At 69.6% G+C, this 23045-nt stretch carries 24 protein-coding genes; 14 read left to right on the top strand and 10 right to left on the bottom strand.

Annotation, left to right across the window (positions count from 1 at the left end):
• The first annotated feature begins 36 nt into the window (after nucleotides 1-36).
• From AABA78_RS37665 to AABA78_RS37645, 5 genes are all read left to right on the top strand, one after another.
• Nucleotides 37-1020: a ferritin family protein gene (locus AABA78_RS37665; RefSeq protein WP_338270350.1), complete on the top strand. Its 984-nt coding sequence runs from the start codon at nucleotides 37-39 to the stop codon at nucleotides 1018-1020.
• Between the two features lie 186 nt (nucleotides 1021-1206).
• Complete coding sequence (locus AABA78_RS37660; protein WP_338270349.1) at nucleotides 1207-1701, top strand: endonuclease V; 495 nt, start codon at nucleotides 1207-1209, stop codon at nucleotides 1699-1701.
• A gap of 62 nt (nucleotides 1702-1763) precedes the next feature.
• Nucleotides 1764-2894 (top strand): 50S ribosomal protein L11 methyltransferase, encoded by a 1131-nt coding sequence (locus tag AABA78_RS37655; protein WP_338270348.1) that lies wholly within the window; start codon nucleotides 1764-1766, stop codon nucleotides 2892-2894.
• A 374-nt stretch (nucleotides 2895-3268) separates the two neighbouring features.
• Nucleotides 3269-4618, top strand: coding sequence for an AHH domain-containing protein (locus tag AABA78_RS37650; RefSeq protein WP_338270347.1), 1350 nt, complete (start codon nucleotides 3269-3271; stop codon nucleotides 4616-4618).
• 19 nt (nucleotides 4619-4637) lie between these two features.
• The gene (locus AABA78_RS37645; protein WP_338270353.1) at nucleotides 4638-5207 is read left to right on the top strand and encodes an imm11 family protein; all 570 of its coding nucleotides are present in this window, start codon (nucleotides 4638-4640) and stop codon (nucleotides 5205-5207) included.
• Nucleotides 5208-5348: 141 nt separating this feature from the next.
• On the opposite strand, the gene AABA78_RS37640 is transcribed toward AABA78_RS37645, so the two are convergent.
• Nucleotides 5349-6323, bottom strand: a complete 975-nt coding sequence (locus AABA78_RS37640; RefSeq protein ID WP_338270346.1) for a LysR family transcriptional regulator — start codon at nucleotides 6321-6323, stop codon at nucleotides 5349-5351.
• 103 nt (nucleotides 6324-6426) lie between these two features.
• On the opposite strand from AABA78_RS37640, the gene AABA78_RS37635 reads away from it, so the two are divergent.
• Nucleotides 6427-7707 carry an MFS transporter gene (locus AABA78_RS37635; RefSeq protein WP_338270345.1) on the top strand — a complete coding sequence of 427 codons (1281 nt, stop codon included), beginning with the start codon at nucleotides 6427-6429 and terminating at the stop codon, nucleotides 7705-7707.
• A gap of 82 nt (nucleotides 7708-7789) precedes the next feature.
• Here the strand turns inward: AABA78_RS37635 and AABA78_RS37630 are convergent, their stop codons facing one another.
• Together AABA78_RS37630 and AABA78_RS37625 are read right to left on the bottom strand one after the other, a co-directional pair.
• The gene (locus AABA78_RS37630; protein WP_338270344.1) at nucleotides 7790-8989 is read right to left on the bottom strand and encodes a hypothetical protein; all 1200 of its coding nucleotides are present in this window, start codon (nucleotides 8987-8989) and stop codon (nucleotides 7790-7792) included.
• 252 nt (nucleotides 8990-9241) lie between these two features.
• Nucleotides 9242-10141 (bottom strand): hypothetical protein, encoded by a 900-nt coding sequence (locus AABA78_RS37625; protein WP_338270343.1) that lies wholly within the window; start codon nucleotides 10139-10141, stop codon nucleotides 9242-9244.
• Nucleotides 10142-10366: 225 nt separating this feature from the next.
• Between AABA78_RS37625 and AABA78_RS37620 the strand changes: the two genes are divergently transcribed.
• From AABA78_RS37620 to AABA78_RS37610, 3 genes are all read left to right on the top strand, one after another.
• The gene (locus tag AABA78_RS37620) at nucleotides 10367-11080 is read left to right on the top strand and encodes a hypothetical protein (RefSeq protein WP_338270342.1); all 714 of its coding nucleotides are present in this window, start codon (nucleotides 10367-10369) and stop codon (nucleotides 11078-11080) included.
• Between the two features lie 2 nt (nucleotides 11081-11082).
• On the top strand, nucleotides 11083-11454 hold the full coding sequence (locus AABA78_RS37615; RefSeq protein WP_338270341.1) for a hypothetical protein: 372 nt from the start codon (nucleotides 11083-11085) through the stop codon (nucleotides 11452-11454).
• Between the two features lie 186 nt (nucleotides 11455-11640).
• Nucleotides 11641-12123 (top strand): hypothetical protein, encoded by a 483-nt coding sequence (locus AABA78_RS37610; RefSeq protein ID WP_338270340.1) that lies wholly within the window; start codon nucleotides 11641-11643, stop codon nucleotides 12121-12123.
• A 114-nt stretch (nucleotides 12124-12237) separates the two neighbouring features.
• Here the strand turns inward: AABA78_RS37610 and AABA78_RS37605 are convergent, their stop codons facing one another.
• Together AABA78_RS37605 and AABA78_RS37600 are read right to left on the bottom strand one after the other, a co-directional pair.
• On the bottom strand, nucleotides 12238-12885 hold the full coding sequence (locus AABA78_RS37605) for a response regulator (RefSeq protein WP_338270339.1): 648 nt from the start codon (nucleotides 12883-12885) through the stop codon (nucleotides 12238-12240).
• A complete protein-coding gene (locus AABA78_RS37600) occupies nucleotides 12882-14045 on the bottom strand; it encodes a sensor histidine kinase (RefSeq protein ID WP_338270337.1) in 1164 nt (387 codons plus the stop codon). The genes AABA78_RS37605 and AABA78_RS37600 overlap by 4 nt, the downstream gene beginning before the upstream one ends.
• 139 nt (nucleotides 14046-14184) lie before the next feature.
• Here AABA78_RS37600 and AABA78_RS37595 point away from each other — a divergent pair, with 139 nt between their 5' ends.
• Nucleotides 14185-14910, top strand: coding sequence for a DUF2306 domain-containing protein (locus tag AABA78_RS37595; protein ID WP_338270335.1), 726 nt, complete (start codon nucleotides 14185-14187; stop codon nucleotides 14908-14910).
• A 22-nt stretch (nucleotides 14911-14932) separates the two neighbouring features.
• Here the strand turns inward: AABA78_RS37595 and AABA78_RS37590 are convergent, their stop codons facing one another.
• Together AABA78_RS37590 and AABA78_RS37585 are read right to left on the bottom strand one after the other, a co-directional pair.
• On the bottom strand, nucleotides 14933-15754 hold the full coding sequence (locus tag AABA78_RS37590) for an SRPBCC domain-containing protein (RefSeq protein WP_338270334.1): 822 nt from the start codon (nucleotides 15752-15754) through the stop codon (nucleotides 14933-14935).
• A gap of 63 nt (nucleotides 15755-15817) precedes the next feature.
• Nucleotides 15818-16171 carry a BP74-related protein gene (locus tag AABA78_RS37585; protein WP_338270332.1) on the bottom strand — a complete coding sequence of 118 codons (354 nt, stop codon included), beginning with the start codon at nucleotides 16169-16171 and terminating at the stop codon, nucleotides 15818-15820.
• Nucleotides 16172-16284: 113 nt separating this feature from the next.
• On the opposite strand from AABA78_RS37585, the gene AABA78_RS37580 reads away from it, so the two are divergent.
• Together AABA78_RS37580 and AABA78_RS37575 are read left to right on the top strand one after the other, a co-directional pair.
• On the top strand, nucleotides 16285-16653 hold the full coding sequence (locus tag AABA78_RS37580; protein ID WP_338270331.1) for a hypothetical protein: 369 nt from the start codon (nucleotides 16285-16287) through the stop codon (nucleotides 16651-16653).
• A gap of 69 nt (nucleotides 16654-16722) precedes the next feature.
• The gene (locus AABA78_RS37575; RefSeq protein WP_338270330.1) at nucleotides 16723-17481 is read left to right on the top strand and encodes a 2OG-Fe(II) oxygenase; all 759 of its coding nucleotides are present in this window, start codon (nucleotides 16723-16725) and stop codon (nucleotides 17479-17481) included.
• 169 nt (nucleotides 17482-17650) lie between these two features.
• On the opposite strand, the gene AABA78_RS37570 is transcribed toward AABA78_RS37575, so the two are convergent.
• The 3 genes from AABA78_RS37570 to AABA78_RS37560 all read right to left on the bottom strand — a co-directional run bounded on the left by AABA78_RS37570 (nucleotide 17651) and on the right by AABA78_RS37560 (nucleotide 21059).
• The gene (locus AABA78_RS37570; protein ID WP_338270328.1) at nucleotides 17651-18694 is read right to left on the bottom strand and encodes a serine hydrolase domain-containing protein; all 1044 of its coding nucleotides are present in this window, start codon (nucleotides 18692-18694) and stop codon (nucleotides 17651-17653) included.
• Between the two features lie 488 nt (nucleotides 18695-19182).
• Nucleotides 19183-20316, bottom strand: a complete 1134-nt coding sequence (locus AABA78_RS37565; RefSeq protein WP_338270327.1) for a hypothetical protein — start codon at nucleotides 20314-20316, stop codon at nucleotides 19183-19185.
• A gap of 65 nt (nucleotides 20317-20381) precedes the next feature.
• Nucleotides 20382-21059, bottom strand: coding sequence for a proline and serine-rich protein 1 family protein (locus AABA78_RS37560; protein WP_338270326.1), 678 nt, complete (start codon nucleotides 21057-21059; stop codon nucleotides 20382-20384).
• 186 nt (nucleotides 21060-21245) lie between these two features.
• Between AABA78_RS37560 and AABA78_RS37555 the strand changes: the two genes are divergently transcribed.
• Both AABA78_RS37555 and AABA78_RS37550 read left to right on the top strand, forming a co-directional pair.
• Nucleotides 21246-22181, top strand: a complete 936-nt coding sequence (locus tag AABA78_RS37555; RefSeq protein WP_338270325.1) for a bestrophin family protein — start codon at nucleotides 21246-21248, stop codon at nucleotides 22179-22181.
• 117 nt (nucleotides 22182-22298) lie between these two features.
• Entirely contained in the window at nucleotides 22299-23036 is a 738-nt protein-coding gene (locus AABA78_RS37550; RefSeq protein ID WP_338270323.1) for an endonuclease/exonuclease/phosphatase family protein, read from the top strand.
• The last annotated feature ends 9 nt before the right edge of the window (nucleotides 23037-23045 follow it).

Here is a 23045-nt window from a genome sequence, read left to right as displayed (position 1 = left end):
CGTCGTAGAGTCGCCAGACACTCGAGGGGGACTCACATGGCCAACGACAAGGACCGCCTGCTTCCACGCAACCTGCTGCTTCGACAGACAGTGGCACGCCTGCTGTTCGCCGCTCCCGTCCTGTCTGTCATTGGCTGCGCGGAGGAGGATGATGGAGGCTGCATCCCATATGACGCGTACGAGGGACGCTACGACACCCACGACCGGCTTCCGGATGGGGGAGCCCCGAACGACCTCAACTGCCTGGAGGTGTGCACGAAGCTGACCTCCCATCGCTGCCAGACCCACTCCGTTCCCACGACGCATCCGGACGGCGGTGAGACCCTGGAGCCCTACACGAATTGCTACACCACCGTGCCCGCAGGATGCGGCTCCGATGGACGCCGGCCCGAGGGACTCCAGGCAGCGCGAGCGGAAGCGCATTGCGCGCTGGGCAGCCACTTCGCGCGGATGGCCTGGTTGGAGGCGGCCTCCGTGCCCGCCTTCCTCCGGCTCGCGGAGGAGCTGAAGGCCCACGGTGCTCCCGCCGAGCTGATCCGCGCGGCCCGACGCTCGGCCGGGGAGGAGGTCCGCCACACGCGCGCCGCGCGAGCGCTGGCGCGGCGACACGGCGCCACGGTGCCCGCGGTGGAGGTCGCCCCGTTCTCCTCGCGCTCGCTGGAGGCCCTGCTGTGGGAGAACGCGAAGGAAGGGTGCGTCGGGGAGACCTATGGCGCGTTGGTGGCCGGGTGGCAGGCCCGCACGGCGCGCGACGCGCAGGTGCGGGAGGCGCTGAGCCGGATCGCCGAGGATGAGCTGCGCCACGCCGAGCTGTCCTGGGCCGTGGAGGCCTGGGCGACCGAGCGCCTCGCTCCCGACGCGCGCCAGCGATTGCATGAGGCGCGGCGCGACGCCTTCCACGACCTGGAGCGCAGGGTCGCGAGTGAGGAGCCCGACGCCGTGCTCGTCCAGGAAGCGGGGCTGCCCTCGCGCGACGCCGCGCTGCACCTCCTCCAGGGGCTCCAGGTCCTGATCGCCTGAGCCATTCCTGGAGGGCCGATGCCCGCATCGGCCCTTGGCTCGCCCGCGTCCGCCCACACGCCACCGGACACCTCGGACAGCGGGGTGTCCGCCGAGCGCGCCGCCCGTGTCCAGAGAACAGTGTGGACGCCGTCCACCGCGAGGAGCGCGGGCGCGTGTAGCCTGGGGGCCGCCGAGGAGGCCTGGATGCTCGCTTGCGTGGACGTGGACTACCGCCCTGATGTCACCGTGGCCGCGTGCGTCCTCTTCCGCGGCTGGACGGACGCCAAGGAGGCCGGGCACCTGGTGGAGCGGGGCCCCATCGCGGAGCCCTACGAGCCCGGCCAGTTCTACCGCCGCGAGCTGCCGCACCTGCTGCGGGTGCTGGCCGGGGTGCAGGAGCCGCTGGAGGCCATCGTCGTGGACGGCTACGTGTGGCTCGGGGAGGACAAGCCGGGCCTGGGCGCCCACCTGTACGAGGCGCTCTGCCGCGCGGTGCCTGTCATCGGCGTGGCCAAGACGCCCTATGTCACCACCGGCCCGGCCCTGCCCATCGTGCGCGGCCAGAGCCTGAAGCCCTTACTCATCACCGCCATCGGCATGGAGACCGCGACCGCCGCGGAGCACATCCGGCGGATGCACGGCTCCTCGCGCCTGCCGACGATGCTGAAGTTCGTGGACCGGCTGTGCCGGGAGTCCTGACTCCGGAACAATTCGTCGCAAGACGCGGGGCCGGAGGGGCCAGGACGTGCTACCCCAGGCCCATGGACCGTCCCCGCCGCCCCGCCGCCGCGACCTTCGAGTTTCCGGCCGACGCCGCGTTCACCTGGCACTCGGAGAGTGACGAGCCCGCGCCCACGCGCCTGTCACCCGTGGACGACGGGCTCAGCGCCGACGCCGCGCTCAAGCGCGTCCGCCGGGGGGAGTTCCTGCGCTACACCGGCGACTTCCACAACGCGAAGCAGCTGCTCGGCGCGCTGGGCCGGCGGCTGGAACAGCCCTGGCAGGCCCGCTCACCGCTGGAGGCGTTCCGGGCAGAGCGCCGCGCGCGGCAGCAGGAGCACGCGACGCTGTCGCGCATCGTCGTCGCGCTGGACCGCGGCTACCACCTGGAGCTGGCGCGCGCGCCGGACGTCGCGGAGGCGTGCCGGCAGGTGTGGGGCGAGCCCACGACGGACTTCAGCGTCGTACCGCTCAAGCAGCTGCTCGGGATGCTCGGGGCGGCGGAGTGGCGGCGCAAGGGGCTGGCGGTCCCGGGGCTCAAGGGCCTGCTCCATCCGCACTACGGCGTCTACCTGCCCACGCGCACCGACTACGTGGAGCTGCTGTCGGCTGTCCCGGACGTGAAGGGCAAGCGCGTGTTCGACGTGGGCACCGGCACCGGCGTGCTCTCCTTCCTCCTCCTTCAGGGCGGCGCGGCCTTCGCGCAGGCCACGGACTGCGACTCCCGCGCGGTGGCGTGCGCAAGGGAGAACGCGGAGCGGCTCGGCCTCTCGCAGCGCTTCCAGGTGGCGGAGGCGGACCTGTTCCCGGAGGGCAAGGCGGACCTCGTCGTCTGCAACCCTCCGTGGATCCCCGAGCCGCCCAAGAACCGGGTGGACCGCGCGGTGTTCGACGAGGACAGCCAGTTCCTGCGGCGCTTCCTCGAAGGGCTCCCCGCCGCGCTGACGCCGGGCGGAGAGGGATTGCTCATCCTTTCGGACCTGGCGGTGCTGCTGGGCCTGCGTCCGGCCGGGTGGCTCGAGGAGCAGTTCGAGCGCTGCGGCGTGAAGGTGGCGTGGAGCAAGTCCAATCCGGCGCGACACTCCAAGGCGAAGGACAAGGCAGACCCGCTGCATGCCGCGCGCTCCAAGGAGGTCACCACCCTCTACGGACTCGTGCCCGCCGCCAGGTAGCACCAGGGCCGTGAAGCCCCCAAAGCCTGCCGCGAAATTCCATAACGGTCATGACGCGCGTGTCGTGACTCCTCCGGCCTCCCGCCTTGGTCTGAGGGTGCCCCTCCGAGCAGGCGCTCCTGGGTGACAGCCTGGAGGGCCCCTTCGCACCGGGCCCCTGCGTGGCATGCGGAGTCCGACAAGGCGAAGCAGCCACCCGCATCGAGCCGCCTTGAACCGCCACCACGGACTTACCTGAAGAGGATCAGCTGCCGCTGCGAACCTTGCGGATGCCACGTCCCGAGGTGGCCGCGCGGGGCGGCCCGACCCGCAGGGTTCTGGTCGTGGTTCTGCCTCGCCCTGAAGGATGAAGCTCTTTCCCGCTGGGGGGCTTGATGAGGGTACATCGCGCTGTCGCGCTGCTCCTGCTGGTCTGGCTGACAGGCTGTGCCGCAGGGCGCGTGGTGCGGTTGGAAACAGGCCAGGGGCCGCCAGTCGTCTTCACGCCTCACCGCGACGAAGCCGGAACGGTGGAGGTGGATCGGCGCGAGTTCAAAGCAGCCGTGGCCAAGCTGGTGCGGGGCGTGAGGCTTCCGGCCAATCCCCAGCAGGCTGCGCGGCGCCTGATGGGAGTGGACGCCCGAGGCGGCACGTATCTCTTTGATCCGCGCACTCGGCGGATGACGCCCCTGGAGGGGGCCGCACTGGCCTCCGACATGCCACCAGCGGAAGTGGAACTGACGCGGGCATATCTGCGTTGGTGCGAGCGCACCGGGCGAAAGGGCGACTGTCTGCATTTGCTGATGGAGAGCCCCATCGTCACCGGAGACGGGCGCTATGCGCTGGCCATGGCCATGGCTCAAGGTGTTGTCCTGGAAGAGATGCTGGATGCCTTCAAAGGCATGGCCGACCCGCACGCGGCGCTCTCGGCGGCGCTGTGGACGCTGACATTCTATCTGGTCCTCTGGTCGGTGCCCGAGCCAGTGAGCAAGGGCCTGGCTGCCGTGATGACGGCGACAGCCATTGTCTACCTCGGGGTGGACACCTTCTGGACGCTGATCGCGGGCTTCAAACTGCTGGTGGAGGGTGCGGACCGGGCCACGACGTTTGACGAACTGCGCGATACGGGCGAGCGCTACGGCAAGGTGATGGGCAGGAACGCGGCGCGAGCCTTCGCGCTGCTGGCGACGGTGGCCGTCGGGAACACGGCCGCGGGCTTCGCCTCGCAGGTGCCGACGTTGCCCGGTTCAGCCCATGCGGCAGCGCTGGCGGGGGACCGCGCGGGTATCCGCCTTGCCGCCGCGGGCGAAGTCGGAGCGGTGGCGGTGACGGGCGAGGCCGTCACGGTGGCACTCGCCCCCGATGCGGTGGCCATGACGGCACGGGCCGTGGGGGGGACGGCTGCCGCCCCGGTGGACGCGGAGGGCCACGACCACCACATCGCCACGAACAAGTGGTGGAAGGCCACGAACAATGAAGGTCCGTGGTCTCCCAAGTTCCAGAGGATCTTCGACAAGGCGGGCATGTCGATGGACGACCCGGCGAACATCGTCCACGTCAAGGGCCACAAGGGTCCTCACCCGCAGGCGTACCATCAACGCATTCTCCGGCGCCTGTCTGACGCAACGGAGGGGTGTCGCACCATGCAGCAATGCCGCGAAGCGCTGACAGCCGAACTCAGCCGGTTGGGGGAGCAGATTGCCACTCCGGGCACCAATCTGAATAAGCTGGTCACCGGCACCTAGGATTACGACAATGGCTCACATGGTAAGGCGCTACTTCGACCTGAGCGACGACATGACCATTCCAGGCCGGTGGGTGCTCGGAACTCCCACCGACGCTCAAGGCCGGGAGGTGGACGACCCCTGGATGTTCTATCGGGGCCAGCAACTTCCAGACCTGGGACGCTTGAAGCTCCCCATGGATGTACCCGGCAGGGCACTCGACTTCTCACAAGCGGCGTTCGCGGCCCCGGTGGTCCACGCCCGAGTGGCTTCCGTGCTCACGGAGCTAGCCCCCGAGGAAGTGCAGACGCTGCCCGTGGAGATAGAGGGCCACCCTGAGCCGTTCTTCATTCTCGTGGCGACTCAACTCATTCAGTGCATTGACGAGAAGGCCACCGAGGAACTTCAGAAGTGGACGCCGGAGGACGGGCGCCCTGAGAAGGTTGGAAAGTACCGAGACATTTGGGGAATGCGGATTAACGCCGCCCAGGTAGGCGACGCGAAGGTGTTCCGCGCTTGGGGCTGGCCCATCGCGTTGATCGTCCGAGAGGAAATCCGCGACGCACTTGAGCGCATTGGCGCCACGGGAACGAAGTTTGAAGAGGTTTAGGGGCAGGTCCCCCCTGTGAGTGTCAACGCAGCTGTCGCGTGAAACATGTTACACAGCCACGGTCATCGTCAGCACAGCTGAGACTGGACTGCCGCGGGCCCCGTGCGTCTCGTCCCCTCCCCTCCCCCCGCGACCGTCAGTTCATCCCCTCCGCACCGCCACGGCCAGTGCCGCGGGGATCCGCTCCCGCATCAACGCCACGAACCTGCGCAACCTCGCTGGGTGAAACCGCGCATACGGATAGAGCAGGTACATGGGCAGAGGCGCGGCCTGCCATTGCGGCACCAGGTGCAGGAGCCGGCCCCGCTGGAGTTCCTCCTGGAGCACCCAGGCCGAGCCCACGCAGACGCCCAGGCCCTTCACCGCGGCGCTGCGGAGCGCGTAGAGGCTGTCCGTGCTCACGCGAGGCTGGAAGACGATGGGCTGGACCTCGCCGGTGGCCACGTGGGTCAGTGAGAGCTCGTTGCGATAGAACGTGCGCAATGACAGCCAGGGCAGCCTCGCCAGCTCGTCCGGATGCGTCGGCACCGGCACGCCCGCCAGCACGGAGGGCGCGGCCACGACGATGCGCGGCACCTCGGCCACGCGGATCGCCACCACGCTGGGGTCCTGCACCTCGCCGACGTGGATCGCGCAGTCGATGCCGTCCGCGATGAAGTCCACCCCCCGGTCGTGCAGCAGCCATTCGACGGAGACCCTCGGGTGGCGGCGCAGGTATTCCGTCAGCGGATCCACCAGCAACTGCTGCCCGAACGCGTGCGGCACCACGACGCGCAGCGTGCCCTCCGGTTCGTCGCTCGCGCCGCGCAGGTCGGCCTCGAACAGCTCCCAGCTGGCCAGCAACTCCTTCGCCCGTTCGTAGCAGCGCGCTCCGTCTTCCGTGAGCTTCATCGCATGGGTGGAGCGCTGCAGCAGCCGCAGCCCCAGTGAGCGCTCCAGCGCCTGGAGCCGGCGGCTCACCGTCGGCTGCGTGGTGCCCAGCTGCGCGGCGGCGGAAGACAGGCTCCCCGCGTCGACGATGCGGAGGAAGGTCTGCATCAGCTCCAGCCGGTCGGCGCTGGCGGGTGTGGCGGAGGCGGGAACCCGCGACCGGGCCTGCTTTGAGGGACGGGGCATGGTGATACGTGAAGCGTATAACCGCTGTACGGACCACGCGTCTACCGCGCCCCTTCCCTCTGGCGCACTGTTCCCTCGTCGCGCAGCACCCGAGGTGAACATCATGTCCTTCATTCGCGCCGTACATGGAACCGCCGGAAGCGCCCCCCTTGCCGCGAAGGTCTCCGACGCCAGGGGCCGTCCGTCCCAGCCCGTGGCCGCCAGCCCGTCCCTGTCGAGCGGCCTGCGCCTGCTGCTGGCCGCGAGCGCCGGCCTGTCGGTGGCATCCATCTACTACAGCCAGCCGATGCTCGCGGTGATGGGGGGCACCCTGGGCGCCTCCGACACCGCGGTGGGCCTGGTGCCCATGCTCACGCAGCTGGGCTACGCGCTGGGCATCCTGCTGCTGACGCCGCTGGGCGACCGCTTCGACCGGCGCCGCATCATCCTCACCAAGGCCGCCCTGCTGAGCGTGGCGCTGCTGCTGGGCGGTATCGCGCCGGGCATCCAGCTGCTGCTCATCGTGAGCTTCGCCGTCGGCCTGACGGCGACCCTGGCGCAGGACATCGTTCCGGCCGCCGCGACCCTGGCTCCCGAGCACGAGCGTGGCAAGGTCGTCGGCACGGTGATGACCGGCCTGCTGCTCGGCATCCTCCTGTCCCGCGTCATCAGCGGCGTGGTCGCCGAGCACTTCGGCTGGCGCGCCATGTACATGGTCGCCGCCGCCAGCGTGGCGCTCATCGGCGTGGCGGCCTGGCGCGGCCTGCCCCGCTTCCGCCCCACCAACACGCTGTCCTACGGCGCCCTGCTCGGCTCGCTCGCCAGCCTGTGGCGCAAGCACGGCGCCCTCCGCCGGGCGGCGCTGGCGCAGGGGCTCATCTCCATTGGCTTCAGCGCGTTCTGGTCCACGCTCGCCGTGATGCTGCACGGCGCTCCGTTCCACCTGGGGAGCGCTGCCGCCGGAGCCTTCGGTCTTGCGGGTGCGGCCGGAGCGCTGGGCGCGCCGGTGGCGGGACGCATCGCGGATCGCTTCGGGCCTGAAGTCGTGACACGGCTGGGCGCCGGCCTGACCGTCGTCTCCTTCGCCACGATGTTCGCGGCGCCGTGGCTGGAGCCGAATCACCGCCTGTGGCTGATTGGCGCCAGCGCGATCGGCTTCGACCTGGGGGCGCAGATCACGCTCGTGGCGCACCAGACCCTGGTCTTCGGCATCGACCCCGCCGCTCGCAGCCGGCTCAACGCGGTGCTGTTCGTCACCATGTTCATCGGCATGTCCATTGGCGCGGCCAGCGGCAGCCTGGTGCTGGCCCGGTGGGGCTGGACGGCGGTGACGCTGCTGGCGACCGTCTCCGCGCTGGCGGCCCTGGGCGTCCGCCTGTTCCCGGGAGCCCGCACGGCCCGCTGAGCCCCTCAGGAGTTCCGCTCGAAGGGGGCGCCGGCACGCGCGACGCGGACCGGCGTCCCCTTCTTGAGTCAGGCCGCGCTGCCTACTGCGAGGCCTGTTCGGACAGCAGCCGCACGTTGAGCGCGCCGTTGGCGAAGAACTGGCTGTTCTGCCCGACGCGATGCTGCTCCAGCCGACGCTGGAGGTTCACGTCGTAGCGGCCGAGCTTCATCAGCCCGTCGTTGAACCAGCCATCCCCTGCCCCCGTGCCATCCACATACTCCGCGAACGCCCTGGGCGCGGGCCAGATGACGGTGTTGAGCGTCGCGACGAACTTGCGGATGTCCGCGTCCGTCCACTCCATGCCCGCGTCGTGGGCCTCGACGATGAAGGCCAGCACGTTGTTGGCGTGCGCCACGTCCTGGCCGGGCTGCGCGTCCGAGTCCCACTTGTCATTCCAGAACCACGCCGTCGGGTGGTCCGGGTTGGGCTCCATCTTCGTGCGCAGGGAGGACGGGAAGTTCGGCATGCCGTGGTGGATGTTGTCGAAGACCTCCAGGTAGCGGTCCCTGCGCTGCGGGTCGGTGGTCATCATCGACAGGTCCATGGCGATGAAGGCCCAGTGCGCGGCCATGTGCGTGCGGTTGCGGTAGATGTGGTCATTCGCCCCGCGTGTGAACCACTTCTCGAAGATGTTCTTCTCGCTGAACGCCAGCAGCCGGTCGTACTGCGCGCGGTAGGTGCTGGTGCCGTAGAGCTCCGGCGTCTCACGGATGACGCGCAGCAGGCGCGTCACGTAGCGCCAGCAATAGCTCTCATACAGCGGCACCTCCTGCCCGGACGGCGACGAGAGCGCCGAGGACCAGCCCAGGTACCCGTCCCTGAACTGGCTGTTGGGGAGCGTCGAGGAGACGCGCGCGGAGGCCACGAGGTTGTTGACGTAGAGCAGGGCCCGGTCCAGGTACGCCCGCCTCCCGGTCGCCCGGTACATCGCGGTGTTGGCGTCCAGGCCGTAGGCGAGGTTGTAGAAGTCCCAGCTGTCTCGCGAGTTGCTCCAGGGCAGGAAGGTCTGCATGTGCTCGCGCCCCCACGCCTGCACGAACATCCCCTCCCAGGATGCGACGGAGCGAAGCCCGGCGGGGGCCGGAGGCACGGCGGGCGGAGCCGCGGGGAGCGGCTCGTCCTGGGGCGTAGCGGACGGAGTCACGGGAAGGGCCTGCACTTCGGGGGTCTCGATCCGGCCCACGGCCTCGCACGCGCCGCAGAGCAGCAGGGAGAGCAGCAGGACCGGCACATGGAACATCCGGGAGTGGCATGAGCAGCGGGGTTTCGACATCGGGGGGCCTCGCTTCAGGTCGATGTGGCCCGCAAGGGTATGGGCGCCCCTGAACCGTCCCAATGCCCCCCAGGGAACAGCGGCCCTTCCAGGAAAGGACGGACGCGTGCCCCCGGCGCCCCGGTCCCCGCGCCGGGCCGTCCGGGTCTGGACAGTCGAAGTGTTCAGCCCCGGCCGCGCCCGCCGGGGCAGGTTCGAAAGTCGAGACGTCCTCTTGATTCAACGGCGGCGCTTGGGCGCGGCTTTCGGCGGACGCAGGTCCTGCTTGCTCTTGGGCAGCTTGGGCCCGGAGGAGAGGTCGAACTCGTAGGTGGCGCCGAGCAGGACGCGGAACTGGTAGATCTCCCGCAGGTCCTCGGTGACGGCCACGCCCGCGACGGCCTCCAGCACCAGGCCGGGGAACGCCTCGTGGCGCACCATGGGGAGGATCTCCACCTGCGCGGCGTTGTCCCGCCAGACGGGTGTGATGACGTCATCGAAGTAGAGGCGGCCCACCACCTCCAGCCCCAGCATCGTGAAGTTGTCCAGGTTGTAGGTCGCCGCGAGCGCGAGCTGGACCGCGTCCGGGACATCGAACTCGGGCAGCGCACCCCGGTCCCGGGTGCCCTGGTGGAGATAGCTGCCATTGAGCATGAAGCGCAGGTCCTTGCCCGCGCGCAGCTCGCCGACGAGGGTGCCCTCGTAGTCCCAGGTGCCGTCGGACAGGCTCGGGAGGATGCCGTCCTCGTCGCTCGGGCCGGTGGGCAGCGTGATGCGTCCGTAGGCCGCCAGCGCCGCCTGGCGCGTCTCCAGGAACGTCCACTGCAACCCGAGGGGGATGTCACCGAAGGCGACCTTGAAGTCCTCGTCGCCAGGAAGCCCCAGCGACAGCAGCTCCACGTAGACGTTGGCCTCCAGGTTGTCGACGATGCCGAAGCGCAGGCTCGGGGAGATCTGCTGGTAGGGCTGCGACGCGTCCAGGTCCAGCGCGAAGAAGCCCTGGTAGCGCAGGCCCAGCTCCAGGTTGCCGCTCTTCGTGGTGGCCGCGGTGCGCGTCACCATGGCGCGGTAGGGCCGGGCCTCCGCGCTGGACACAGCGAGGAAGGCTGCGAGGAAGACGAGGGGAAGACGGGGGGTCATGCGGCGCGACCCTAGTCGACGCCACGCGGATGGCGCAGGCCGCGAACCCCACCGGATGCTGAGTGTCGCGACACCGAAATGTTTCGCGCCTGCTGTCGCCGGGATGCGCGTGGAGCACCTCCGCGGACACCGTGGATGAGGGCCACGCGCCCGGATGTGATCGCCCCCGGGGGTGCCGGGTCAGGGAGTGGCTGGAGGATGCCCGCCTCCAGGGAGACCCCCACCATGTCACACAAGAATCTGGCCCCGCTGGCCACGGCACTGCTGCTCGTGGCCGCCAGCGCGGCCGACGCGAAGCAGTGGAGGTACGCGGGAATGCACCCGCGCACCGGGCAGCCCGGGGACGGGCTGTGCCACCTCGAGTCGATGCACGTGCACTCCGCCGCGCCGTTGTACGCGGACACGCTCTACCGCACGCGCGACAACGTCTACGTCTTCATCGGTGACCCCACGCCCTTTGGCTACGAAGGTCCCCGGCACTCCTACTACGGGCACCATCCGGTGGTGCTCAACGTGCTCGTCGACATCGACGTGGACGTGGACGTGGTGGAGTACTGCTACCACGACGGGCCGCACTACCATGCCTACGAGCCGCCGCCGCGCCAGGAGTTCGTGGACAAGGAGGACGTCCACTACTACGCGGGCGAGTACCCCGAAGCGTACCGGCGGGAGAACCCGAAGTTCGTGCGGGTCAACACGGTCTATCGCGGCTGGAACGTGCCGCGGCCGGTGGTGACCTTCGCGCCGCCGCCCCAGTACCACGGCCCCATCATCCAGGTGGGCGTGAACGTGGATGTGGACGTGAGGGTCGGTGGCAGGCCGCCTCCGCCCTCCCGCGAGGTCATCATCATCCGGGACGACGACGATGACGATCATCACCATGGCCACGACCATGGCCACGGCAAGCACAAGAAGCACAAACACAAGGGGCGGGACTGAGCATGCGGCGCATGGTTTTCGCGCTGGGGGCATTGCTGCTGGCGGGATGCTCCAGCAACGCGAACGACGTGCTGGACGCGTGGAAGGCGGCGGGTGAGTCGCCCTCCGGGTTCACCGACGTCGGCGAGAAGCTGCCCGGCGGCAGGTGCCAGGCCGGCAAGGTGAGCGGCCTGGAGGCCACGGTGTGCCTCTTCGACGGCGCGGAGCAGGCCCGGAAGGCGGAGGAGGCCGGCTGGGCGCTCGTCGGCGACGCCGTCGGCTCCACGGTGGTCTCGGGCAAGTGGGTGCTCGTCGTCGCCGATCCCCGCAAGGAGGACCCGAGCGGACGGCGCATGAACGCGCTGGTGAAGGCGTACCAGCAGAAGACGCGCTGACGCGGGCGCGTGGCTCCGGGTGGACCGCCGGACAATGGCAACTCAAACGACGTGGGGTGCGCACGCTCCGGCCGTGCGCCCCTCCCCGGCTCCGGAGTATGAATCCGCGGCGTCTGTTGATGGGCTCCTCAATCCCATGACAGCCTCCGCGCGCCACCGCGGTGGTCCATTCCTGGAGAGCCCTTCTTGCGCATGTGCCTCAAGTCCGTTGCACCCCTTCTTGTCTCCCTTTCCCTCCTGGCCGGTTGTGGCGAGGGGGCGGATGTCTCGGAGGCACCGGAGGTTGGCACCCGCACCGCCGCGCTCCTGGGGCCCGGCGAGTTTTCCCGTGAGATCTCCTCCACCACGGACGCGGCGGGAAACCAGACGTTCGTGACGGAGTACGCGGCCGGCAACTACACGCTGCCGGACGGGCAGTCCGGTTCGGTCGCGTCGGTCACCATCAAGACCTTCATCCCCGCCACGGGCGGCACCAGCGGCTCCTGCATCACCAGCACCATCGAGAAGCTGGAGGCCGTGCCGGGTTGGACGACGACGGTCAACCGGGCCGGTGGCTGCGACCGGGAGATCCGCGTGGAGGTGTCGAACCCCACGACCCGCCAGAAGGCGGACTTCTCCTTCCTGATGATCTTCGGGAAGACCCGCATCGACAGCGGCGCCATCCGCTGAAGCAGCGCCCCCGCTGACACGAACAGGCGCCCTGGCTTCGCGAGGAGCCGGGGATGCCACCGGACCGGTGACGGGCTTCGGCTTCGGTGGCCTCCGCTTCGAACGGACGCAGCGCTAGAGACAGCCCAGCTCCATGGCGCGGAGCACGGCGCGCGTGCGGTCCCTCACGCCCAGCTTGGAGAGGATGCTGGAGGTCTGGTTCTTCACCGTCCCCTCCGCCGTCCCCAGCGCGTCGGCGATCTCCCGGTTGCTCAGCCCCCGCGCGATGAGGCGCAGCACCTCCACCTCGCGGCGGGTGAGTCCTTCCGGCAGGTCCGCGTGGGGGAAGTCGCGGGGCAGCTCCGCCATGCCTCGCGCCACGCGCTCCGCGATGCCGGGGGGCAGCAGCGTCTGTCCGGAGGCCACGCGCCGGATGGCCTCCGCCAGCTCCTCCAGGGACACGTCCTTGAGGAGGAAGCCCTGCACTCCCGCGCGCAGCGCCTCGATGAGCGCGGTGTCCTCGTCGAAGGTGGTGAGCAGCACCACGCGCCGCTCCGGATCCGTGCGGCGCAGCGCGCGCAGGGCCTCCAGCCCCGTCATGCGCGGCATGCGCACGTCCATCAGCACCACGTCCGGGTTGAACTCCGCGACCTTGCGCAGCGCCTCCTCGCCGTCGGCGGCCTCCCCCACCACCCGCAGGTCGGGCGTGAGCTCCAGCAGGCTGCGCAGCCCCTGGCGCACCAGGGCGTGATCATCCGCGAGCACCAGCCGGATGGCGTTCACGTGCCCCCCCCGCGCTCCGGCGTGGCCGGCAGCCATGCCTCCAGCTCCAGCCCCTGCCCCGCCGCCGAGCGCCATTCCACGCGGCCGCCCAGCCGGGTGAACCGCTCCCGCATGCCCATGAGCCCCGAGCCCGGCGTCACCCGCGCCGCGCCGCGCCCGTCATCCCGTGCGTGTACCCGCATCCCGCCGTCCTCCGTGGGCACGATGGCGATCCACAGGTTGTGGGCCCCTGCGTGGCGCAGCGTATTGGTCAGGACCTCCTGCACGCAGCGGAAGAGCGAGTGCGCCGCCTCGGAGGACTCCAGGGCGAGCGCCTCGGGGACCTCCAGGTGGACGGCGAGCCCCGGGACGCCCTCCGCGAGCGCTCGCAGCGACGGCAGCAGGGGCATGGGCGCATCGCGCAGCGCCGTCACCGTCCCCCGCACCTCGGACAGCAGCGTGCGGGCCGCCTCGCGGGCGCGGCGCAGGTGTTCGGTGGAGGCGGGGTCCTTCGCGGTGTGCGCGGCGGCCTCCAGGTTGAGGCTGAGCGCGGTGAGGTGGTGGCCCACGGAGTCGTGCAGCTCGCGGGCGATGCGCAGCCGCTCTCCCTCGCGCTCGCGGTTGGCGAGCAACACCTGGGTGGCCTGCAGCTCCACGTGGACCCGGGCCAGCTCGCGGCGGGCCTCCGCCTCGCGGACCATCACCAGCGCCGTGCCGAAGGTGAAGCCCTGGAAGCCGGTGTAGATGAGCGACTGCACCAGGGCCTGGACGGGCGGGTACTGAACGGCGAACACGAAGAACATGCCTCCCACCTGGGCCCCCACCCACGCCAGCGCCCGGCGCTGGAGGAGGATCTCCGGGACCTGCCCGGCGGTGATGGCGAGCAGCGCGCCGTCCAGCCCGCTCTCCCCCGTGGCGAGGCAGACGAGCGCCGCGACCGTCTGCACGACGAGCAGCGGCACCTCTCCCCTGCCTTGTTCATGCGCCTGGCGCCAGAAGGCCCCGCCAAAGGCGAGGAGCGCGACGGCCCACAGCAGCGTGTCCGGGGCCGTCCACCGCGCGGGCTCGCGCGCGAGGTCCTCCAGGTGCGCGAAGCCGACCACGGCCCAGGTCAGCATGCCTGCGACGAGCAGCAGGCGATGGGTGGTGTCGGGCCTGGCCACGGGTAACTGCTCGGGCATGGCGGGAGACCCTAGGACACCCGTGGCGGACGGGCCATGTGCCGGAAGTCACATGCGGGCCGTATGACTTCCGCCAGATGGAGGCACACGCGACAGCGCGTACGGTGCTTTTCGGACTCGCAGCACGCCGGAGGCATCCATGTCGTTCTACCTGCTCGCCCGTTGGCTCCACATCGCCTCGGGCGTCGTCGCATTCGTCACGCTCTGGCTGCCCCTGGTGGCGCGCAAGGGAGGCACCCTGCACCGGCGCGTGGGCTGGGTCTACGTGGGCGCGATGATCTCCGCCGCGCTGTCCGCGTTGATCATCTCCGGATGGCGCTTCCTCCAGGCGCCGCGCGAGCAGCCCATGTCCCTCTTCTTCGTCTACATCGCGGTGCTGAGCGCGGCCTCCGCGACCATGGGGGTGCGCGTGCTGCGGACGAAGACGCGCACGGGGGCGAGCAAGCACCCGCTGGACGTGGGGCTGTCCGCGCTGCTCCTGTGCCTGGGGCTCTTCACCGAGGCGTACGGCTTGCGGATGGGCGTGCCGCTGCTGTGGGGCTTCGCGCCGGTGGGCATCTTCTCCGGCCTCACCGGGCTCTGGTACTGGATGCGGCCGCCCCAGGAGCGGATGCACTGGTGGTTCCAGCACATGGGCGCCATGGTGGCCTCGGGCATCGGCACCATCACCGCCGCCCTGGTGGTGAACGCCAGGCACGTGGGCGTCGAGGGCCTGCAGCTCGCCATCTTCCTGGGGCCCACGGTGGTGGGCGTGGTGGGGCTCAATCTGTGGACGCGCTACTACCGCCAGCGCTTCGCCCGGAAGGCCCCGGCCTCCACGGGCCGGGACGCTCCGGGGCAGGTACAGCCTGCGCGCGCGCGCTGAGCCTCTGCAATCCCAGACGCCCTCAGTCCACGGCCTGGGAGAGGACCTTCGACCAGCGCTCCCGCATGGCCTCCCGAGCCTCCGCGTCCGGGAGCTTCTCCATGTGCACATGGAGGGAGGCGCCCCGCGCCTTCGGCGTCAGGGTGAGCTGCAAGGTCGCCGGCTTCTTCCAGCCGTCGGGCTGCCACGTCATGCGCAGGCGTTGCCCGGGCTTCACCACCCGGACCTCGCCGCGCACGCCGGGGGATCCGCGACGCTTGGGGACCTCGAAGTGCCCGCCCGGTTCAGCCGTCAGCGTCGCGCCCGGGCCCAGCCAGCGCTCCGGCTGGGTCGTGACCCAATCCCATAGCGCAGGGGCGGTCATGGGCAGCGTGCGCACCACGCCCACCTGGAAGCCCGCGGTGGCGGTCTTGCCCACCACCCGCTTGCCTCGGGCCTGCGCATTCCCCTTCTTCGCGGCCGCGGGCATCTTCCCGCGCGTGGCGATCTCCGCGAGCCGCGCCTGCACCAGCGTCTTCACCAGCTTCGCCGGGAGCGGCTGGTCTGGCGGGAAGGTGACGCCGCTCTTCGAAGTGGCGTACCCGTCCAGCTCCGACTTCAGCGCCGGCACCACGCTGCCGCTGAAGGGGTAGTAGCCGCAGTGGGTCTTGAAGAACGCGAAGCCCGCCACGGCGTCCCCGTCGACCTTGAAGGTGGGCATCCGGTAGCTGATCGACTCGGTGGCCTTGGGGAGCAGCTTCCGGAGCTGCGTCCGCAGGGCGCCCAGGGTCTTCTTCACCTTGGGGTCTTCCAGGTCCGCCAGGTAGGCGTCGATCGTCTCCGGGACTCGGCTCTTCGTGGCCATGCGCTTCAGACCTCCGGGGCGTTTCGTCCCGACTTAGCAGAAGCGCAAGCCGCGGCGCGCCGCTCACGCCTTCAGTTCGCGCGTCAGCCTCGAGTCCCACGGGCACCAGTGACCACCGGGCAGGAACGCGCCGCCGGCTTCGTCCAGATGGTCCTCGACGTAGACCATGTTGGCGTCGCATACCTCGATGGCCATCTGGAAGAAACGGATGGTCATGGGGTCGAGGTGGAACGAGAATTTCGGATTGTAGGGAACGGTCCGCTTGATGATGCGCCCGTGGACGTGAATCTCGTTCTTCTCTTCTCCGGAAAGGATTCGCCGCGCATGGGCAATCGTCGCGTCATCCGTCAACTCGATGATGAACTCGACCCCAGGCGAGCTGGGCTGGGTGAATGCGAATCGGGTGGCGTCAGCCATTGTGAGTCTCCTTTGTGGTGGAGGCCGCATGTAATGAATTGGGCCTGCCCTACCCATCGGATTGGGGGCGGTGGCGTGTGTGTGGAATATGGCAGCGCGAGGCATGAGGGCCCATGAAGCTCGAGCGTCACGTCGGCGGACTGTCGCTCGCGCGCAAGGTGAACTACCTGCGCGCGCGCGGCTGGCGCGAGGACACGGAAGGCTGGTCGAGCGAGCGCTTCCGTCCCGTCCCCATCGCTCGCGCCATCCACCACCAGCTCACCGACGACCTCAGCCGGGCGCTGTGTGCAATGGGCTGGCAGGTGCTGGGCTACTCCCCGCGTGGCTACGTCCAGCTGCGCGACGGTGAACGGGGCAAGGCCTGTTCCCTGCCCAAGGCGCTGCGCCTCCAGGCCCGGCGGGAGCGACGGCCGGTCGCCGAGCTGACGTATGCGTTGTTCCTCGCTGCGCTCCTCGAGACCGAAGGCGGCGCCCCCGGGTGAGGCCGGAGGAGACGTGCGCTCCGCGCGCATGCCATCATCGACGGCCGGAAACCCGAGCGAAGAGGTCCCGTGAGCGTCGCAACCCTCGAAGAAGGTCCGTTGCTGGGGCCGAGCTTCTTCCTCAGCCGGACGGCGCTCCGCCCTCTCGCGTTGGCGCATCGTGACACCTACGGCACCGCCCGGCCCCATCCGCACGTCGTCATCGACGGCTTCCTGGGCGAGCGGCTGGCGACGGGACTGGCCGGCGTCTTTCCGGGCGCGACCGGGGCCTCCTGGCTGCGGCGGGATCATCCGGAACAGGCGGCGCGGCTGGGGCAGCTCCAGCGCAAGGCGTTCGAAGGGGTGCACGGGGCGCTCCGGCACCTGCTCTCGGAGTTCTCGAGCATGTCGTTCCTCGACTTCCTGGAGACCCTCACCGGCATCAAGGGCCTCATCGCGGATCCGCACTTCCGCGGCGCCGGGCTGCACCTCACGCTGCCCGGGGGCCACCTGGCGCTTCACGCGGACTTCAACCGCGATCGCACCCGTGCCCTCACCCGGCGGCTCACCGTCCTGTACTACCTGAACCCGGGCTGGGACCCGGCCTGGGGCGGAGACCTGGAGCTGTGGAGTGCCGACCTCACCCGCTGCGAGGCCCGCATCGCTCCGGTCCTCGACCGGCTGGTCGTGATGGCGCATGGAGACACGCATTGGCATGGCCACCCCTCCGCGCTGGCGTGCCCGGAGGGACGGGGTCGAGCCACCGTCGCGGCCTACTTCTACACGGCGGAAGCGTCCCCGGACGCGCCGGAGGCCCACAGCGCCCTCTGGGCTCCAGTGCGTCCCTGAACGCCCCCAGGCTGGGGCTCCTCAAGGCGAAGGCTTGGAGGCCGAGCCCCGCTGCGCTGCTTCACAGCGGAGCGCACCCGCGGCGTTGAAGCAGCTCGCGCCACAAGGCAATGCCACGAAGCCCCCCAGCCATGCGCGCATGGCTCCGAAGTCAGCCCAAGGCCCCCCTTCAGTGCGCGTTGGGCAGGGTCTCGAACGGCCAGGGGCGGTTCGTGGGCGGCCCGTCCTTCGCGGGCCTGTGCAGCCACAGGTCCGCGACGCCCTGGGCCAGCGTCCACGGTGCGCCGCCCGCGCGGTTCGTCAGGACGATGACCGTGAGACGTTGCTCCGGATACTTCACGATGGCGTTGGTGAAGCCACACGTCTCACCGTGGTGTGACAGCCGCTGCCGCCCTCCGTCGTCATCGACGAACCAGCCGAAGCCGTAGCGCGAGGACGTGCCGTGAAGCGTCGGCGGCGTCCAGGCCTGCTTCCGGGTTTCCGCGCGGAGCAGCGCCTCCGAATCCAGCGCCCGGTCCCACGCCACCAGGTCCACCACGGACGAGTAGATGCCGCCATCCCCCAGGACGGCACTGGTGGGGCTCTGGTCCCTGGGGACGAAGCCGCTCGGGCCCACGGCGTACCCATAGGCACGGTGGGGCACCTGGGAGACACCTTCCTCGTGCGCCACGGTCGAACGCATGCCGCTCGGAACGAAGACACGCTCGTGCAGGAACCGCGCGAACGACATTCCGCTCACCTGCTCCACGAGGAGCGCGAGCACCGCGTAGCCGGAGTTGCTGTAGCGCACCGCTGTTCCGGGCGGGAAGTACGTGCGGTCCACGCCGGAGAGCAGGGCCAGCACATCCCGGTCCTTCACCTGCACCGGCTGCGTGGCCGGGACGAAGTCCTCGTAGTCCCAGAGGCCCGAGGTGTGCTGGAGCAGGTGGTGGACGCGGACCTCCCGCAGGGCGGGTGGGAAGCCGGGGAGCACGTCCACCACACGGTCATCGAGCCGGAGCCGGCCATCCTGGACCAGCAGAAGGATGGCCGTGGCCGTGAACTGCTTGGTGAGCGAGGCGAGCCGGTAGTGGCTGTCGGGCGTGGCGGGCTCGCGGCGCTCCAGGCTGGCCAGGCCGTAAGCCCGACGGAGCACGACCTGCCCGTCATGGATCACGACGACGCTGGCGCCGGGACGATCCGGGCCGTCGTAGTCGCGGAAGAGGGAGTCCACCGTGCTCCCTGGCGCAGCCCGGGTGTTCGCGGTGGCTCCCGCACACCCGACGAGGAGGGAGGCGAGGACAGCGGCGGCAAGTGGAGGGACCGTCATGGTTGCTGGCTTCATGCCGGACGGAACCTCTTCTGAGCAACCGGGTTCAGCGGGCCGCGGCCGCCGTCGATGCGCGCGGCCCCTCAGGCCAGACGGCTCAGTAGTAGCAGTCGCAGCTCCCGTCGTATTGACAGATGCCGGTCCGGGCGCCCATCTCCTGGCATGACGCCTCGCAGCGGGCCTGGCAGTCATTCATGAGGGGCGTTGCTTCCGGGCTGGAAACCGCCTGCGTCGCACCAAACGACATCACAAAACCCGCGGCGACGGCGAGCACGACCTGTCCAGTCTTCTTCGCGGAACGAAACACGGCGACCTCCCGGAATGGGTTGGCAGTCTTCTGGCACGGCGGGGCAAAGACTAACGTGAATGGAGCCGCGCCGGTATCCCACCCGTCACTCAATCGTGGAGTTCGTGACGCGGATGGGGGTGTCCGCGTGGTTGGAGATCTGGGGATAGGTCACGTACCAGGAGCCGCCCTGGTTGTTCTGGATGACCGAGCGGTCGATGCGGATGTCGCCCGAGTGGTCATTGCTCACGAAGAAGATGGCGCTGCCGTGGGCGTTGACCTCGTTGTGCTCGATGCGCGTGCCGCAGAGCGACAACGTCATCGTGTTGCCGTCGTTGTAGATGGCCCCACCGCTGCCCCCACCGGGCGTGCCCGGGCTGGCGGGATTCGCGCCGTTGCCGATGGCCCGGTTGTGGGAGAAGAGGCTGTTGATGATGTTCCACGACACGCCAATGCTGCTGATGCCGCCGCCGTTGGAGCAGACCCCGCCGTAGCCCTCCTTGCCGCCGAAGGTCGTATTCACCACGTAGACAGGCAGGTCGTCGTACTGGTCGAACACCCGCAGCGCGCCGCCCCCGACGTCGGGCCCGGCATCCGCGCACACGTTGTTGAAGAAGCGGGAGTTGATGACCTTCACCCGCCCGCCGCGCACCCAGACCGCGCCGCCCCCGTCGTACTCCGACTCGCTCTTGGAGCTGGCATCCACGAACGTGAGGTTCTGGAGCGTCAGCCGGGGATGGTCCTGGTCCTGGCAGTGGGAGGTCGTCCACACCTGGGCCTGGTCGCAGGTGTTCATGTACAGGATGCGGTGCTTCCCTGCCCCGCTGAGCGTCACCAGCCCCTTGCCGTCGATGACGATGTCCGGTCCCTTGTCGTTGAAGACCTTCGCCGTCCTGTCGAGCGTGACGGTCACCGGATCCGGACCGCAGTCGAAGGTGATGACCCCACCCTTCGCCACGGCCTGGACGAAGGCCTCGCCGGTACAGCTGGCCGGCGTCCCCGTCCCGACCACGGTGGTGGGCCGGGAGACGTCCGCGAGCCCGGCCTCGGCGGGCACGCTGCACGTGGCCTCCGCGTTGGGATTGCCGGCGGGAGGCCCGTCCTTGGGGTTGGTCAGCGGGTTGGGGACGTCCACGCCCGCGTCATCGCTCGAACAGCCAGCGGCGCAGGCAAGGACGAACCCCGCGGCCAGCGAGAGCCACGTGGGCGCGGGGAACCGGTGAAGTCTCTTCGGGTGCATTCAGCCTCCTGGAGGGGAGGCAGTGTAGAGCGGCGATGCACCCGAGACGAGCGAGGCCGCTCGGACTACTCGGTGATGATGTCGGTGTACTCGCTGCCGCTGATGGAGTTCCGCCACTTGGAGGAGAAGCCCAGCGCGTGCTGCGGATCCACCACGTGGGGCGCGGTGACCTTCGCCACCTCCAGGCGGGTGATCTCATTCTTGAAGAGGTCCAGCACCATGCCGAACTGCGCCGCGGTCAGGTAGACCCGCTTGAGCATCTTCTCCGCCTTCTCCTGGCGGACGATCTCGTTGTTCTCGCTCTTGAGCGACTGGTAGAAGCCGCGCCAGGTGCTGGCATCCATCGGGAGCTGTCCATCCCGCCGCGTCGTGCAGCCCTCGTCCGTCCCCACGCCACAGTCACGGAACGAGGGCTCGGAGGACGGCATCTCCGCCCGGCGCTCCTCGCGGCGCTCCGCCCGGGAGGGCCCCATCCGGGACTCCGTGTGGGTGGTCTCCGTATGGCTCTCCGTCTCCATCGTGCCCCCCGTCATCTGGACGTCCATGCGGGTGCCGCCGCCGCGCACCTTCACGGTGGTGGTCTCCTCGCCATTCACGTTCGTCGTCGTCTTCATCTTGATGCGGGCGGAGGGCATGTCCGCGTCATCGACGTCCACCTGCATGTTGAACTCCGCGTCCTGCGCGAAGCTGGCGGAGGAAGCGAACAGGGACGAGACGAGCACGGCACGGACGATGCGGTTCATGGGACTCCAGGTGGGAAGCAGGTGGGTGCGGTCGGAACGGTAGACGTCGTCGCCGCCGTTCCTTGTCACGCACCGCCCGCGAAAATATTCACCGTCCCTGGCAAGCAGCGGCTTCCCGCAAGGTGGGTCCAGAAGCACCGCACAGCCCTTGCGACCCGCCGGGATTTGGTGCACGAGACCCCGCTCGTGATCGTCCGTCCCCGTCCTGGCTTCTTCAAGCTCCTCTTCGTCGTGCGCGGCACCATCCTGCCGCGCGTCCTGCCTCACGTGCTGGGCGTCGCGGCGCTCGCGTCCCTCGTCGTCCTGACGCTCAAGCAGGGCTACCTGCGGCTCCCCGTGACGTCGCCGGCGCCCCTGTCGCTGCTCGGCATCGCGCTCTCCATCTTCCTCGGGTTCCGCAACAACGCCTGCTACGACCGCTGGTGGGAGGGCCGGAAGCAGTGGGGCGCGCTCATCATCGAGGTGCGCGCCTTCGCCCACGCGGCCATCGCGCTCCTGGACGACGGACGCGCCGAGCTGCCCCTCACCGGGCGACAGGCGGCCCGGCGGCTGGTGCACCGCACCATCGCCTTCCCCTACGCACTCGCCGCGCACCTCCGGGGGCACGACGCTGGTGAGGACATTGGCCGCTATGTCCAGGAGTCGGAGCGCTCACGCATCTTGAGCAGCGGAAACCGCCCGAATGCCCTCCTGCGCGAGCACCAGCTGGAGCTGGCCCGCCTGCTCCGGGAGGGCCGGCTCAGCGACATCACCTGGGGTGCCCTGAACGAACGGGTGCACGCCATGATGAGTGTCTTCACCGCCTGCGAGCGCATCCGCCTCACGCCCCTGCCCTTCGCATACACGGTGCTCCTGCACCGCACCGCGTACCTCTTCTGTCTCATGCTTCCCTTCGGGCTCGCGGAGTCCATGGGCTGGTTCACGCCCGTGCTCACGGCAATGATTGCCTACACCTTCTTCGGCCTGGACCTCTTGAGCGAAGAGCTGGAGGAGCCCTTCGGACAGGCTCCCAATGACCTGCCGCTGCTCGCGATGGCCCGCACGGCGGAGATCAACCTGCTGGAAGCGCTGGGAGAGCCCCAGCCGGAGCCGCTGCGCCCCAAGGACTTCATCCTCCCGTAGGCGCTGTGCCCCAGCCCTCCGCACAGAAACATTCCAAGTTCTATTTTCTTGGAATGCTGATTTTGCTAGTTTCCCCTGATGCTCCAGGAAGAGCCTGGCGCACGCTTCGAGGGAACCATGTTCAAGCTCGTGTCCTCCGCTGTTCTCAGCCTGCTGCTCTCCCTGGGGCTGCTGCCCTCCACGTCTCCGGAGGAGGCAACGGCGCTCGCCGTCACGACGACCACGGTCGCGACGCACAACACGTGGCACGGGCAGGCGGACATGACGCCGCTCGCGGACGTCATCGGCTGGCAGGAGGTGGACACCGCGGAGGGGCACAACAAGCTGGGGGCGCTGGAGAACTACAACCACTTCCGGCCCGGCGAGGACCGCCTGGACGCGCGCAACTCCATCGCCATCTCCTGGCGCAAGAACAAGTTCGAGAAGACCGGTGACGGTTCGCGCCTCACGCACGGCGGTGAGGCCGGCGTGACGCCTGCTCGCTTCGTGAACTGGGTCGTGCTGAAGAACCTCACGACCGGCGCGAAGCTGGCCTTCATCAACACCCACTACATCTCCGGCGCCTGGAACGGCGAGCACCCCGAGCGCCAGGAGCGCTGGCGGACGCACAACGCCGTGGTGCGCGAGGTGGTCGCGGAGCTGCTCGGCCGGGGGCTGCCCGTCGTCCTGGTGGGTGACTTCAACCGCGCGCTGTCGCAGGACATCCCCGGGATGAACCACCTGCGCACGGCGGGCGTGGATGGCGTGCCCATCGATCAGATCTACGTCAAGGTGGGCATCGGCACCGGCCCCGCCCAGCGCCTGGCGAAGGACGGCTCCGACCACTTCGCCTACACCGCGACCGTCGAGTACTGAGGGACGGGC

Source organism: Corallococcus caeni (genome assembly GCF_036245865.1).
GTDB classification, from domain to species: domain Bacteria; phylum Myxococcota; class Myxococcia; order Myxococcales; family Myxococcaceae; genus Corallococcus; species Corallococcus caeni.
Note: the sequence above shows the minus strand (reverse complement) of the source record. Positions and strands in the feature narration are given on the sequence as shown.